The 14,893-nt window shown below is 37.2% G+C and carries 16 protein-coding genes, 1 tRNA gene, 1 other RNA gene and 1 other annotated feature; of the genes, 4 read left to right on the top strand and 14 right to left on the bottom strand.

Going from position 1 to position 14,893, the window contains the following annotated elements:
* Positions 1-221: 221 nt before the first annotated feature.
* The 7 genes from AC0IXC_RS28815 to tadA all read right to left on the bottom strand — a co-directional run bounded on the left by AC0IXC_RS28815 (position 222) and on the right by tadA (position 4,611).
* A complete protein-coding gene (locus AC0IXC_RS28815; protein ID WP_002009632.1) occupies positions 222-491 on the bottom strand; it encodes a pro-sigmaK processing inhibitor BofA family protein in 270 nt (89 codons plus the stop codon).
* A gap of 262 nt (positions 492-753) precedes the next feature.
* Positions 754-975, bottom strand: a complete 222-nt coding sequence (locus tag AC0IXC_RS28810) for a YaaL family protein (protein ID WP_002009631.1) — start codon at positions 973-975, stop codon at positions 754-756.
* A gap of 14 nt (positions 976-989) precedes the next feature.
* Positions 990-1,586 (bottom strand): recombination protein RecR, encoded by a 597-nt coding sequence (gene recR, locus AC0IXC_RS28805; RefSeq protein ID WP_002009629.1) that lies wholly within the window; start codon positions 1,584-1,586, stop codon positions 990-992.
* A gap of 14 nt (positions 1,587-1,600) precedes the next feature.
* Positions 1,601-1,927 (bottom strand): YbaB/EbfC family nucleoid-associated protein, encoded by a 327-nt coding sequence (locus AC0IXC_RS28800; RefSeq protein ID WP_170935248.1) that lies wholly within the window; start codon positions 1,925-1,927, stop codon positions 1,601-1,603.
* 25 nt (positions 1,928-1,952) lie between these two features.
* Positions 1,953-3,641, bottom strand: coding sequence for a DNA polymerase III subunit gamma/tau (gene dnaX, locus AC0IXC_RS28795; RefSeq protein WP_002029302.1), 1,689 nt, complete (start codon positions 3,639-3,641; stop codon positions 1,953-1,955).
* A 132-nt stretch (positions 3,642-3,773) separates the two neighbouring features.
* An RNA gene (gene ffs, locus AC0IXC_RS28790) (signal recognition particle sRNA large type) lies at positions 3,774-4,038 on the bottom strand.
* Between the two features lie 78 nt (positions 4,039-4,116).
* Entirely contained in the window at positions 4,117-4,611 is a 495-nt protein-coding gene (tadA, locus tag AC0IXC_RS28785) for a tRNA adenosine(34) deaminase TadA (protein WP_002029304.1), read from the bottom strand.
* A 106-nt stretch (positions 4,612-4,717) separates the two neighbouring features.
* Between tadA and AC0IXC_RS28780 the strand changes: the two genes are divergently transcribed.
* From AC0IXC_RS28780 to AC0IXC_RS28770, 3 genes are all read left to right on the top strand, one after another.
* Positions 4,718-5,257, top strand: a complete 540-nt coding sequence (locus tag AC0IXC_RS28780; protein ID WP_002009622.1) for a cysteine hydrolase family protein — start codon at positions 4,718-4,720, stop codon at positions 5,255-5,257.
* Between the two features lie 123 nt (positions 5,258-5,380).
* On the top strand, positions 5,381-6,016 hold the full coding sequence (locus AC0IXC_RS28775; protein ID WP_070138643.1) for a deoxynucleoside kinase: 636 nt from the start codon (positions 5,381-5,383) through the stop codon (positions 6,014-6,016).
* A gap of 2 nt (positions 6,017-6,018) precedes the next feature.
* Positions 6,019-6,687, top strand: a complete 669-nt coding sequence (locus tag AC0IXC_RS28770; protein ID WP_002009620.1) for a deoxynucleoside kinase — start codon at positions 6,019-6,021, stop codon at positions 6,685-6,687.
* A 35-nt stretch (positions 6,688-6,722) separates the two neighbouring features.
* Here AC0IXC_RS28770 and AC0IXC_RS28765 read toward each other — a convergent pair whose 3' ends face one another.
* From AC0IXC_RS28765 to guaB, 7 genes are all read right to left on the bottom strand, one after another.
* Complete coding sequence (locus AC0IXC_RS28765) at positions 6,723-7,118, bottom strand: sigma factor-like helix-turn-helix DNA-binding protein (RefSeq protein WP_002029297.1); 396 nt, start codon at positions 7,116-7,118, stop codon at positions 6,723-6,725.
* A gap of 166 nt (positions 7,119-7,284) precedes the next feature.
* A tRNA-Ser gene (locus AC0IXC_RS28760) sits at positions 7,285-7,377 on the bottom strand.
* A gap of 154 nt (positions 7,378-7,531) precedes the next feature.
* The gene (gene serS / locus AC0IXC_RS28755) at positions 7,532-8,806 is read right to left on the bottom strand and encodes a serine--tRNA ligase (protein WP_002009617.1); all 1,275 of its coding nucleotides are present in this window, start codon (positions 8,804-8,806) and stop codon (positions 7,532-7,534) included.
* A gap of 51 nt (positions 8,807-8,857) precedes the next feature.
* Positions 8,858-9,078: a binding site (T-box leader), on the bottom strand.
* A gap of 54 nt (positions 9,079-9,132) precedes the next feature.
* Positions 9,133-9,723: a pyridoxal 5'-phosphate synthase glutaminase subunit PdxT gene (pdxT, locus tag AC0IXC_RS28750; protein WP_002009616.1), complete on the bottom strand. Its 591-nt coding sequence runs from the start codon at positions 9,721-9,723 to the stop codon at positions 9,133-9,135.
* 18 nt (positions 9,724-9,741) lie between these two features.
* Entirely contained in the window at positions 9,742-10,629 is an 888-nt protein-coding gene (pdxS, locus tag AC0IXC_RS28745; protein WP_002009615.1) for a pyridoxal 5'-phosphate synthase lyase subunit PdxS, read from the bottom strand.
* A gap of 159 nt (positions 10,630-10,788) precedes the next feature.
* On the bottom strand, positions 10,789-12,099 hold the full coding sequence (locus AC0IXC_RS28740) for a D-alanyl-D-alanine carboxypeptidase family protein (protein ID WP_215591270.1): 1,311 nt from the start codon (positions 12,097-12,099) through the stop codon (positions 10,789-10,791).
* A gap of 113 nt (positions 12,100-12,212) precedes the next feature.
* Entirely contained in the window at positions 12,213-13,676 is a 1,464-nt protein-coding gene (guaB, locus tag AC0IXC_RS28735; RefSeq protein WP_002107266.1) for an IMP dehydrogenase, read from the bottom strand.
* 115 nt (positions 13,677-13,791) lie between these two features.
* Here guaB and AC0IXC_RS28730 point away from each other — a divergent pair, with 115 nt between their 5' ends.
* Positions 13,792-14,793 carry a YaaC family protein gene (locus AC0IXC_RS28730; RefSeq protein ID WP_215590552.1) on the top strand — a complete coding sequence of 334 codons (1,002 nt, stop codon included), beginning with the start codon at positions 13,792-13,794 and terminating at the stop codon, positions 14,791-14,793.
* Positions 14,794-14,893 lie beyond the last annotated feature (100 nt).

The raw sequence follows: 14,893 nt of genomic DNA, 5'->3' as shown, positions 1-14,893 counted from the left end.
AAAGTTAGTTTGTCTAGCATCTAAAAATAAAAATTGACGTTTCACGTTGTTTGTTTCGTTTAGTTTTCAAAGTTCAATGCCGCGTTTCAGCGACTTTTATAATTTAACATTTTGACTTGAATCTGTCAACAACTTTTTTCTTTCGTTCCTGACGACGCTTATTAATTTATCATATTACTAATCGATAAGTCAACGCTTTTTTAAAAAATGCCAAAATAAATTTATCTTGGCATTATATATAGCTTAATAATCACTAATGCAGCAACACCTGGCACCCCTAATAAACTTGATACTGTAGCTGTGCCCATGTTAATTGGAATATGAAAATCGAAATATGTCCCTGCAACATTCACAATAAATAGTAACGCTATACCTAAAGTGACATGAAAGAGTGCTTTCCCTATAAAACGTATTGGTTTAGCAGAAACACCAAAAACAAGAAAAATAAAAACTAAAGAAAGAATGCCAACAATAATAATTGTAGAATTCATTTTTTCCTCCTTATGAATGACCTATACATATCCATTTGTATGGGACAAGACAAGAAAAAAGAACATCTATAACATAACTCCTACCACTTCATCTTTATAACCTTTAATCAGTAATCTTTCTTCTAAGCACTAGCAATTAGATACAACTAATTCCATTCCCATTTTTTCTTTCTCCTCTTTATATCCCAAAAATAAAGTAGCCCTATTACTCACAAATAAATCGATAAAAAGTAAAAGGTCCCGCTTTAAAAAGCAGGACCTTTTACCATTGTTCCATTTTCACAGGACGACGTTTTGCTTCTTTTAACAAGAAAAAATATTTCGCCTCTGCTATTTTTAAAGAACAAAGTACATCTTGAGACGGCTCAACACTTTGTTCAACCAGTCTCTTCTGACGTAGCCATTCATTCTTTACCTTTTCTAATAATACAATTAACTTATCGTCATACTCTTTACGCAACTTACCCTTTTTTTGAAAGAACATTTTCCCTTCTCCTCTTATATCTCTCTACGGCCTTCTAAAGCTTTCGATAGTGTTACTTCATCTGCATATTCTAAATCTCCACCAACTGGCAGACCATGTGCAATACGAGTTACTTTAATTCCTGTTGGCTTTAAGAGGCGGGATATGTACATCGCTGTGGCTTCCCCTTCAATATTAGGGTTTGTTGCTAATATCACTTCTTGTACTGTTTCATCTTGCAGTCTCTTTAATAACTGCGGGATATTAATATCCTCTGGTCCAATTCCTTCCATTGGAGAAATGGCACCACGCAAAACATGATATACACCTTGATATTCTTTCATTTTTTCCATCGCAATTACATCTTTCGGCTCTTGTACTACACAAACAACCGATTGATCCCTATGCGAATCGTCACAAATATAACAAGGATCGCGGTCAGTGATATGTCCGCACACAGAACAATACGCTAAATCTCGCTTTGCATTCACAAGTGCTTTCGCAAAACCTAGTACATCATCCTCTTTCATATCTAACACGAAGAATGCCAATCGAACCGCTGTTTTCGGTCCAATTCCTGGCAACTTCATAAAACTATCGATTAATTTTGATATCGGTTCTGGATAATGCATATATCAATATCCTCCTAGAACATTCCACCTGGTAAGTTCATGCCTTTTGTAAATTTGCCCATTGTAGAGTTTGAAAGTTCATCAACCTTTTTAAGTGCATCATTCGTTGCAGCTAATACTAAGTCTTGTAACATTTCGATATCTTCTGGATCTACAACTTCTTCTTTAATTTTCACTTCAAGAACTTGCTTATGACCATTTGCAATAACAGTAACCATTCCGCCGCCAGCTGTACCTTCAACTGTTTTTTCGCCAAGCTCTTCTTGCGCCTTCGCCATGTCCTTTTGCATCTTTTGCATTTGTTTCATCATATTATTCATATTTCCCATTCCGCCACGCATCATAATTAATTCCTCCTCATTATTATTACTCTTTTATTTCAATAAGTTCTTGCCCTACTAATTTTACAGCCTCTTCTATAAGAGGATCTTCTTTTTGTTCTGGGCTTTCTTCAGAATCCCCGCCTTCGCGTTGTAAAAAGTCTTCACGAATTTTACCCCATTCACTTTTTGGGATAGCAATCATATTTAACCTTTTACTTAACAATTCAAAAAGAGTTTGTTCCAATGTATCCATCGCTTCTCGATTTTCACTAGCCATTTTGCAATGAATCTCATATTGAAATGCTAACACATAGGTATCATCCGAAGCCGCAACTGGTTCACTATTTTCTAATAAAACAGCAAATGCTACTTTGTTATGTGACTTGAGCCTTCCTAATAATTCGCCCCATACAGCTTTTAACTGTTCTAAATCTTGACGCTTCGCTTGCTTTAACACTTCATTCACACGTCCAACAGGAATTTTCATACTCCCTGTTCGTACCGGTTTTGGTGTTGCCCGCGTCTCTCTTACTTCCTGCTGCACACCAGCTGGCACGCCATTCTTTTTAACTTGCTCTAACTCTTTCTCCAACTGCTGCATCCTGTTCATAATCGCTTGTAAACGATCTGCGCCGTTTGCTTGCATCATAAACTGCTGACACAGTTGCACCATAACAACTTCCAAGAATATTCTTGGATGGTTTGTCCACTTCATCTCCTGTTGTCCCTTACTAAGGGTATGAATAATTTCATAGATTACTTCCGGTTGCATTTCTTCACTTAACGTACGGAATTGATCATCTACAATTACCCGTTCCAACATATGTTCTAATTGTGGTGAAGTTTGATATAAAAGCATATCACGATAGTAGTAAATGAAATCCTCCATAAAGCGAACTGGATCTTTCCCTTTACTCATCATCTCATCTATAATACGTAACGCTCTTGATACATCATTTTCACGTATACATTCTACCAGGTCACCCAAATATCGCTGAGATACAGATCCTGTTACAGCTAAAACATCTTCACTCGTCACCGTCTCATCACTATAAGAAATAGCTTGATCAATAAGACTGAGCGCATCACGCATACCACCTTCGGCGGCACGCGCTACGATTTGTAACGCTTCATCTTCTACTTGCGTACCTTCATTTGTCACGACCGTCGATAATCTCTCAACGATATCATTTACTGATATCTTTCGAAACTCAAAACGCTGACAACGCGAAATAATTGTAGCTGGAATTTTATGCGGTTCTGTTGTCGCCAGAATAAAAATAACATGTCCTGGCGGCTCTTCTAAAGTTTTCAAAAGCGCATTAAAGGCACCCATAGAAAGCATGTGAACTTCATCAATAATGTATACTTTATATCCTACAGCACTTGGAGCATATTTTACTTTATCTCTTATATCTCGAATTTCATCTACACCGTTATTTGAAGCCGCATCAATTTCTAATACATCTGAAATAGACCCTTGTGTAATTCCTAAACAAGAAGGACATTCATTACAAGGTTCAGCTACCGGGGCGTGTTCACAGTTAATTGCCTTTGCAAATACTTTTGCAATTGTCGTTTTCCCTGTTCCCCTCGGACCCGAAAACAAATAAGCATGTGAAGCTTTCTCTTGAAGAAGGGCATTTTGCAACGTTTTTGTCACGTGCTTTTGACCGACTACATCTTCGAATTTTTGCGGTCTCCATGTTCGGTATAACGCTTGGTATGACACGAAAATACGGCCTCCCTCAAAGGTTATTATCTTATTTATTATAACCCATTCTGTTTATAGATTCCAAAAGTTATTTTCCATACAAAAAACTCACCTTTATATAAAGGTGAGTTTTGTATACATATATAACTGCCGTGCACCTTCTGTCGATTACGTACCATAAGCGTTACTCAAGCAGTTAGCTCAGTTCAGGCACTCCTGCGGCACACGAGAAAACCCGCTTATTGCTGCTTCCTTCCGGACCTGACAAGGTTCACGGGGTCCCGTTGCGCAGGACCCAAACGTCAACACCACTTACTTAAGGCAGACCTTACAGCAACATAACCTCGAGAAGGGATTCAGCCTCGCTAGAGCGGATTGCGAGTATAGGGCACCGCTACCTCCCCGCTTAGCACGGCAAAGTTAAAACCAATATTCGGTTGCCTTGGATAAGGCATTATCAGTATAACTTGTTTTTTTACAAAATGCAAATACGTTAGTTACCATTACTTTTCTCTAGTTTTTTCACTTCTTTTCTTTTCTTACGAAGCTCCCTAAAAAAAATCGTTAACAACGTACCACATTCTTCTTCAAGTACACCAGGCACTACTTCACACTGATGATTAAAACGCTCATCAGTTAAAAGATTCATCAACGTACCTGCACATCCACCTTTCGGATCGCTCGCACCATATACAACCCGTTTTATACGCGATAAAACAATTCCCCCTGCACACATTGGGCAAGGTTCTAATGTTACATATAACGTTGCATCTTCTAAACGCCATGTCCCTAATTTTTTGCAAGCTTCATCAATAGCTAAGAGTTCGGCGTGAGCTATTGATCTCTGTTCAGTTTCTCTTAAGTTATGTGCGACACTAATCACTTCACCATCTAGCACAATTACAGCACCAATTGGTACCTCTTGTATCGCCTCCGCCTTCTTCGCTTCCTCTATTGCTAACTGCATAAAATATATATCTCGCTCCATAATATAGTCCTTTCACCAAAAATAAAATACACTTTTTCATTTCTTGCAGGTGGGATAACTTTTACAAATTCAATCCAACCTAAAGAAGAAAGAGAGGGAATTACATATGAAAAATACTGCCTTACTCATTATCGATATGATTAATGATTTTCAATTCTCCCACGGACCCATCCTGGCACAGAAATGTGAAATTATAAAGAACCCCATTTTACAATTAAAGGACACCATGAAGTCGTTAGGCTATCCAATAATTTATATCAATGATCACTATCAACTTTGGAGATCTGATATTGATCAACTTATCACCCATTGTACAAATGAGTATAGTAAAAATATTATCGAGGCCATTGCTCCGCATACTGACGATTACATTTTTATTAAACCACATTACTCTGCTTTTTATGAAACACCTTTGAATTCTTTATTAGGTTATTTAAAAATCGAAAATCTCATTTTAACAGGAATTGCCGGGAACATATGCATCCTTTTTACAGCTAATGATGCCCATATGAGAAATTATACACTTTATGTACCACGGGATTGCATCGCTTCTAATAACGAGCAAGATAATGAACATGCTTTAAAAATAATGGAAGCCACATTAAAGGCAAATATTGTACCGTCATCCCAAATAAAATTTAATTAATACATATCTATTTTCTAACTTTTTATATCAAATTAGTCCGCTCGCTCCCCTCTTGTGCTACAATAATTCTGTTTTGTGTTTTTAGTAGTCACGGTAAATCACTGATTGAAAGGAGGAAACAGCGTGACCGGAGTACCATTTATCACGGTTGAAGGACCAATTGGTGTTGGAAAAACTTCACTTGCGAAGGAACTTTCAACTCACATGCAACTCCACTTACTAAAAGAGATTGTTGATGAAAATCCTTTTTTAGGAAAATTCTACGAAGACATCGACGAATGGAGTTTTCAAACAGAGATGTTCTTTCTTTGTAATAGATACAAACAACTAGAGGATATTAACATAAAGTATTTGAATCAAAGAAAGCCTGTAGTAGCAGATTATCATATATTTAAAAATTTAATTTTTGCATCCCGTACATTAAAAGATTCTCAATATGACAAGTACATGCAAATTTATCGCATTCTTACGCAAGATATGCCTGTGCCAAATGTCATCGTTTATTTAACAGCGAGCCTAGAAACATTACAAAAACGAATTGCCATGCGCGGAAGAGAATTCGAAAAAAATATGGATCCAAATTACTTGCTACAGCTTACAAAAGATTACGAAACAGCAATGGATGCTTTCAAAAAGGGCCATCCAGATATTCCAGTATTGAAATTTAATGGAGACGATATGGATTTTGTAAGAAATCCTGATGATTTAAATGTCATCTTATCAGCTCTTCAAAATACTCTCTTGAAGGAGTCGAAATAACAATGAATTTAAGGCAAAAATATGATATACCAAATGATGCAGTTATCACTATTGCTGGAACAGTAGGTGTCGGTAAATCAACTATGACAACTGCATTGGCTAACGCTTTAGGTTATCGTACATCTTTTGAAAAAGTAGATTCCAATCCATATTTGGACAAGTTCTATGCTGATTTCACACGCTGGAGCTTTCACTTACAAGTGTACTTTTTAGCAGAACGATTTAAAGAACAAAAAAGAATTTTCGAATATGGTGGCGGTTTTGTTCAAGACCGTTCTATATATGAGGACACTGGTATTTTCGCAAAAATGCATTACGAAAAGGGTACAATGACTGAAACTGATTATGAGACATACAAAGGGTTATTTGATGCTATGGTCATGACTCCTTACTTCCCTCATCCAGACTTATTAATTTACCTAGAAGGTTCTTTTGATGATATTGTCGATCGTATTCAAGAACGAGGACGTCCCATGGAGCAGCAAACACCAATTGAATATTGGAAAGAGATGCATGGACGTTACGATAACTGGATTAATAACTTTAATTCATGCCCTGTTTTACGATTAAACATTAATGAATACGATATTTTAAAAGATGGCGATTCAATCGAACCAATCATTAAAAAAATTGGACATTTTTTAAAACAAACACGTAAACTTGTAAAATAAAAAACCCGTGCATATGCACGGGTTTTCCTATGAAATTACTTTTTCTTTTTTGTCGGAGCAATAATTTCACTCTCTGGCTTTCCAGCATTAATACGCTGACGAACAGTACTCGTACTAATATCATATGTTTCAGCAATCTCTTTAACAGTCAATTCTTTCCCATTAATTACTGCTGTTAGTAATTTCCCTGTACGTTTTGGAGTTACTTCTTTTTGCACAGCTGGTTTTTCAGCTTCTTTTGGTACCTCTACTTTTTTTGCAACCTGTTTTACATCACAAGTGCAACCACAAAGTTTACGGAATGTATCATCACTTATAATGCGCGACACATTTGCACCACTGTTTAAAATTCTATTGTTCTTACAGACAGGACATTGTACATAATATAAAGTTTTTCCATCTAAAGGAAACGTTTGTATAATAAGATCCATGTTAACTCCTTTCATATCTATGAAGATAATCATCGGAATATGAGTGTGTAATAAGGACACTATATCCTTACATCATACTTTATGATTGGTTTTAAAATAAAAACTCGTTACGTGTTGGTAACGAGTTCTCCAATCTCCACTTATATGCGCTGTTGTCAATTATATCTGGAGGAGGTAGAGGGATTCGAACCCCCGCGCGACTCTCGCCGCCTGTCGGTTTTCAAGACCGATCCCTTCAGCCAGACTTGGGTATACCTCCATATTGACATCAAATATAATATCAAAAGAAAAACAGTTAGTCAACCCCACTATAATAAATTATGAGGAAAGGGAAATTTTACTTCCCCTCTCCTTTATGACACTGCTGACAACGTCCATAATTACCAATCACTCATACCGATGAATGTTTTAACTTATTTAATAACTGTTTTTCCTCCCATATAAGGGCGAAGAACTTCTGGAATTATAATTGTACCATCTTCTTGTTGGTAGTTCTCTAAAATAGCTGCCACTGTACGTCCAATTGCAAGACCAGATCCATTTAGTGTATGAACATGTTCCGGTTTACCATTTGGCTCACGACGGAAACGGATATTCGCGCGTCTCGCTTGGAATGCCTCAAAATTACTACAAGAAGAAATTTCACGATATGTACCATAGCTTGGAATCCATACTTCAATATCGTATTTCTTCGCTGCTGTAAATCCTAAATCTCCTGTACACATGCTCATAACGCGATATGGCAACTCTAATAATTGTAACACGCGCTCTGCATCATTTGTTAATTTTTCTAACTCTTCGTAAGAATCTTCTGGTTTCACGAACTTCACAAGTTCAACTTTATTAAATTGGTGTTGGCGAATTAAACCACGTGTATCACGACCAGCTGAACCTGCTTCAGAACGGAAGCATGAGCTAAACGCAGCATATCGTATCGGCAATTGCTCTTTACTCACAATCTCATCACGATGCATATTCGTTACAGGTACTTCAGCTGTTGGGATTAGGAAATAATCTTCACTTTCAATACGGAATGCATCTTCTTCAAACTTTGGAAGTTGTCCTGTTCCTGTCATACTTGCACGGTTTACCATATAAGGAGGCAATACTTCCTCATATCCATGCTCATCAGTATGAAGGTCAAGCATAAAGCTAATCAAAGCACGTTCTAATCTTGCACCAGCACCTTTGTAAAATACAAATCGGCTTCCTGTTACTTTCCCAGCACGTTCAAAATCTAAAATCCCTAAATCAGTAGCAAGGTCCCAATGTGGTTTTGGCTCATAAGTAAATTCTTTCACTTCTCCCCAAGTACGTGCTACTACGTTATCATCCTCTGTTTCGCCTATTGGGGCAGATTCATGAGGGATATTTGGGATAGATAGCATTAATCTTTCTAAATCTTCTTCAACTGTACGAAGCTCATTATCAAGATCTTTTACTTTTTCCCCAACTTCACGCATTTCTAGAATTAGAGCTTCCGCATCTTTCTTTTCACGCTTTAATACTGAAATTTGTTGAGATACTTCGTTACGTTTACTTTTTAGTTCTTCTGTTTGAACAAGTAGCTCTCTTCTTCTCGTATCAAGTTCTTCAAAGCGACCAAAATCCGTTAAATCTTCGCCTCTATGCTGTAATTTTGCTTTTACTTCTTCAAAATTCGTACGTAAAAATTTAATATCAAGCATTATATACTCCTCCTTTTATTTTATAAAACACAAAAAACTCCCGTCCCTATACAAAGGGACGGGAGTTAACCCGCGTTGCCACCCTAGTTGAAAGCATTACCGCTTTCCTCTCAAGTAGAAATAACGGCTCTTCACCGGGAATGTTTACTAATCAAAAGATATTCCACATTCCATTCCAGGATGGATTCACAAACTGTTTCTATCGATTTCCACCAACCATCGACTCTCTATAAGAAACAACATTTGTTACTACTTCCTATCAACACGCTTATTTTATAAAATTGTTATCATCAATTTACTATAATCTTATACAAGTTGCAAGTTACTTATACAACTTTTTTCATTTTCGCTTCTTTTACCATTTCTACAAAGTATGCTGTTACACGATGATCATCCGTTAATTCCGGATGGAAAGAAGCAGCTAAAAACGGCCCTTGCCTTACCGCTACCATTCGCTCGCCATGCATAGAAAGTACTTCAACATCATCAGCTACATTTACAACATACGGAGCACGGATAAATACACCAACAAAGTCTTCTCCCACACCTTTAATTGAAAGTGCAGCTTCAAAACTATCTTTTTGGCGTCCGAACGCATTGCGCTCAACCGTAATATCCATAGCACCAATATGTGCTTCTTCATAGCCAATAAGTGTTTTCGCAAGAAGAATCATTCCTGCACATGTACCAAACATTGGTTTACCAGACTTCGCAAATGTACGAAGAGGCTCCATGAAAGCATACTTATCAATAAGACGGCGCATTGTTGTACTTTCACCGCCTGGTAAAATAAGACCATCAATCTCTTCAAGTTGCTCTATACGCTTTACAACAACAGCTTCTGCACCACTTGCCTCAACTGATTTTACATGCTCACGAACTGCACCTTGAAGACCTAGTACACCGATTTTCACCATTTTAAAGATCTCCTTTAATTACCATCCACGCTCTTGCATGCGTTGTTCTGGTAATAACGTTGAAATTTCGATACCTTTCATTGCATTACCTAATCCTTTAGAAAGGCTTGCAATTAGTTCGTAATCTTCATAATGAGTCGTTGCTTCAACGATTGCACGTGCAAATTTCTCTGGGTTCTCTGATTTGAAGATACCAGATCCAACAAATACACCATCAGCACCAAGTTGCATCATTAACGCTGCATCTGCTGGTGTTGCTACACCACCTGCTGCAAAGTTTACAACTGGCAGGCGACCAAGGCGTTTAATTTCAAGTAGTACTTCATAAGGAGCACCAGTATTTTTTGCATATGTCATTAACTCATCTTCACGTAGACTTGCAACTTGACGGATTTCTGCATTGACTTGGCGCATATGACGCACTGCCTCTACAATGTTTCCTGTTCCAGGTTCACCTTTTGTACGAAGCATAGCTGCACCTTCTGCAATACGACGTGCAGCTTCTCCGATATCGCGGCAACCACATACAAACGGAACTGTGTAATCACGTTTATTTAAATGGTATACTTCATCAGCAGGAGTCAATACTTCACTCTCATCGATATAGTCTACCCCTAATGATTCTAATACACGTGCTTCTACAAGGTGACCGATACGACATTTTGCCATAACCGGAATTGATACAGCACCCATAACTTCTTCAACAATTGTTGGATCTGCCATACGAGAAACGCCACCTGCTGCACGAATATCTGCAGGTACACGCTCTAATGCCATAACAGCAACTGCGCCTGCCTCTTCTGCAATCCTTGCTTGCTCAGCGTTAACTACGTCCATAATAACGCCGCCTTTTTGCATTTCTGCCATTCCACGTTTTACACGTTCTGTCCCTGTTACATTTGTCATGTACAAAAACCCCCCTAGGTGAATTGCTTTCCCCGTTAAAGAAGAAAATTAAGAATACTCTTACATTCTACCACTAACTATCTGATGCTTGTCCACTACTTTTTCATAAAGTCGGTATGAAAAATAGGAATAAGAAAAAGCCCCTACAATGAGGAGCTTTTAAAACCAACCTTTTACTGTATCAATAGCACCATTCCACATACTACTAAAGAAAGAACCAATTCCACGCATAGAACGTGTAAACCAGCCTGCCTCTTCTACTTCAGATTTTGTTACAAGGTCTACTTGTAATGATTTTCCTGATAAAAATCCAGGATCATTACTATCTTTAGACGTTACAACCATTTGTCCAAGTGCAACTCCCTTTTTCAGAGGTGCTTCTTGTCCCTTATTTCCTTCTTTAAATTCTGTTTTATAAACGTCTTTACTTCCCTTTGGCACCGGAAGTGAAACAGCTTGCTTCGTTTGAACTGCTACATCTTTATCTTTCGCATTTTCAACTCTTACTGTTTCTTTTCCTTTGACCGAAGAACCTTTTTCATACATTTTCTTCATTTCAAAGTTAGCAAAGCCATAATCATATAATTTCTTTGTCTCATCAAATCTTGCCGTGTGAGATTTTGTTTTAATAACTACAGAAATGAAACGCATACCATTTCTTTCAATCGTACCAGTGAAACAATCTCCTGCTTCTGGAGTTGATCCTGTTTTCAGACCATCTACGCCTTCGTATTCCTTAATTAACCCCTTTAACATCCAGTTCCAGTTAGGCATTTCAATCCGATCCGGAGTACCTTCACGGAATACTTTTTTTGAAATTTTTGCTATGTCTAATGTTTTAGGGAAATCTTGAATAAGACGTTGTGCTAAAATTGCTACATCTCTCGCAGACATTTTATTTTCTTCATCTGGAGTTGTCCCTTCAGGATGGTGTCCTTTTAAATCTTTGTTCGTTAAGCCCGTAGAATTTACAAACTTATAATTTTTTAATCCAAACTCTTTCGATTTATCATTCATCATTTTTACAAAGTCTACTTCTTTTCCAGCAACTGCTTCAGCTAACGCTATCGTTGCACCATTAGCAGAATAAATTGCCATTGCTTCGTATAGCTCTTTTACTGTATAAGATTCACCATTTCGTAGAGGCACATTCGATAATGAACGATCTTGCGAAATGTTATACGCATATTCGGAAACCTTAACTTTTTGATCCCATTTTAGTTTCCCTTTCGCAATAGCCTCGTTCACTAGGTATTCACTCATCATTTTTGTCATACTAGCAATTGATAATAACTCATCTGCATTTTTTTGATATAAAATCTTCCCAGAATTCGCTTCTACTAAAATTGCCGCACCTGCTTCAATGTTTAAAGCGGCTCCTGTTTCTGCTGATGCATTGCTATATGGTACAAGCATGCTACAAGCTATTGTAAGCACTGTTACCAACGCAATGAATCTTTTGCAAAACATACCTTTCACTTTTGCTACCCCCAATATCTATGTACTCACATAACCGTTATTCTAACATAATCAAAAAAAAATAGACAGAGATATCAAATCTCTGTCTATTTGTATATAAGACATTACAATGAGTAGTTTGGAGCCTCTTTTGTAATCTGTACGTGATGAGGATGGCTTTCACGTAAACCTGCACCTGACATGCGAATGAACTGTGCATTCTCACGTAAGAATTCTAAATTCTGCGCTCCGCAATATCCCATACCTGCACGTAATCCACCAACTAATTGATGAACTGTATCTGCTAAAGGTCCTTTATATGGTACGCGTCCTTCAATACCTTCAGGAACAAGTTTTTTGTTTCCTTCTTGGAAGTAACGATCTTTACTTCCTTTTTCCATCGCTCCGACAGAACCCATACCACGATATACTTTAAATTGGCGACCTTGGTAAATTTCAGTTTCTCCAGGGCTTTCAGCAACACCAGCAAACATACTACCTAGCATAACAACGTGTGCTCCTGCTGCTAAAGCTTTAACCATATCACCAGAGTACTTAACACCGCCATCAGCAATAACTGGAATACCGTGTTTACGAGCTTCTGTTGCACAATCATAAACTGCTGTTAATTGTGGTACACCAACACCAGCTACAACACGCGTTGTACAAATAGAACCTGGTCCAATACCAACTTTAACTACGTTTGCACCAGCCTCAATTAATGCTTTCGTTGCTTCAGCTGTAGCAACATTTCCAGCGATAATATTTAGTGCTGGATATTTCGCACGAACTTCTTTTACTTTTTCAATAACACCTTTAGAATGCCCATGAGCTGTATCAAGTACAATTGCATCTACGCTAGCTTTTACTAATGCATCGATACGAAGCATAGCATCAGCCGTTACACCAACAGCTGCTCCAACTAATAAGCGTCCTTGCTTATCTTTAGCAGAGTTTGGGAATTCAATTACTTTTTCAATATCTTTTATTGTGATAAGCCCTTGTAATACACCGTTATTATCAACAAGAGGGAGCTTTTCAATTTTATACTTTTGTAGGATTTTTTCAGCTTCTTCCAGTGTAGTACCAACTGGAGCTGTAATTAACTGTTCTTTTGTCATTACGTCAGAAATTTTGATTGAGTAGTCTTGGATGAAACGCATATCACGGTTTGTAATAATACCAACTAATTTTCGCTCATCTAAATTATTTACAACTGGTACACCTGAGATACGATATTTTCCCATAAGATGTTCTGCATCATATACTTGATGTTCTGGAGTTAAGAAGAAAGGATCTGAAATAACGCCGCTTTCAGAGCGCTTTACTTTATCAACTTGCTCTGCTTGTTGCTCAATAGACATATTCTTATGAATAATTCCTAAACCGCCTTGGCGAGCCATTGCAATAGCCATGTCAGCTTCTGTTACTGTATCCATTCCTGCACTAATTAACGGGATGTTTAGCTGTAAGCTTTCAGATAAAACTGTTTTAACACTTACTTCTCTTGGTAATATATCTGACCTCGCTGGTACAAGTAATACATCATCAAAAGTCAAACCTTCTTTAACAAATTTAGATTCCCACATAATTGTTCCCCCCATGATACCAGAAATTATTATTAGTAGCTTATCAATTGGTTAAAATACTGTCAAGGACGTATATATATGTTAGAATTTTTAGACAATAAAAGGAGCGTAATATATGCATCAAACACATTGTACTTGGCAGCAATTAAGTTTCTTTTTTTCATCTCAAAATGTACAACGTTATCTTGCCCGTTGTTATGAAAAATCCTCCATACAAGATGCTGAAAAAAAAAGTTTTGAAAACTGTTATCCCTTTATTTACTACTTAGAACACGGGAAAAATTATTATGAATTATATAAGGTGGCCCCCTTTTCGATTCAGCCAATGTTATTATTTTATGGAATTAGCCAACTGTTTAAAGCTTGCTTGTTAACTATTGATCCTAACTACCCAGAATCAACTACTGTTTTAGCTCATGGCGTTACGACTCGTAAACGGAAAAAACAGGGGTATCAATTTTTAGAAGATGAGGTGAAAATACAGAAAAACGGATTGTTTACTCACGTTGCAGAACAACTGTTTCACATGAAACACTTAGAAGCGGAGAAGTTTAATATGTTAGAGCTAATGGGGAATATTCCTGAATTACAACATTTATTTCGCTATAGTCAAAAAGGAACCACATTATATAAAATTGATTCAACAAATAAAAATGAACTCTCTTTTTCAGTCAACATACTAGATCGACTACATATGACCAAAGAGAGATTTTCTCGTTACATCGAAACAGCTTGTAAGCATTTATCAATACAACACGTACCTGAGAAAAATAATGAATTAAATTTGTTTTTTTCGGCACCTATTCAATCATGGAATCCTATGTATAGTACACCTTTATACTATGAGCATCTTACTGACACTTATTATTTACCACTTACGACTGACCCTAGAAACTCTAAGCCAGTGTTGCCTGAGCTTCTTGTTCATTATTTATTACTCTATAATTTAAGTATGATTTCTAGGTATGAAACGGATTGGTGGTATGACTTACTTGGAAGTTATGGATCTGAAGATTATCCGTTTATTTATCAATTTCTCAATATTTCTGCTCAAAAAATCCCTTACTATATTTCAGCATTTTTACTAACGGAATCCAACCTATTTCATGGGAAATAAAAAAAACACGAGTCAAATGACTCGTGTTTTTATCTTGCTTGGCGACGTCCTACTCTCACAGGGACAAGGTCCCAACTACCATCGGCGCTAGAGAGCTTAA

This window comes from Bacillus sp. AC266 (assembly GCF_979253805.1).
The sequence above is the reverse complement of the archived record's forward strand: the minus strand, read 5'-3'. Positions and strand labels throughout refer to the sequence as shown.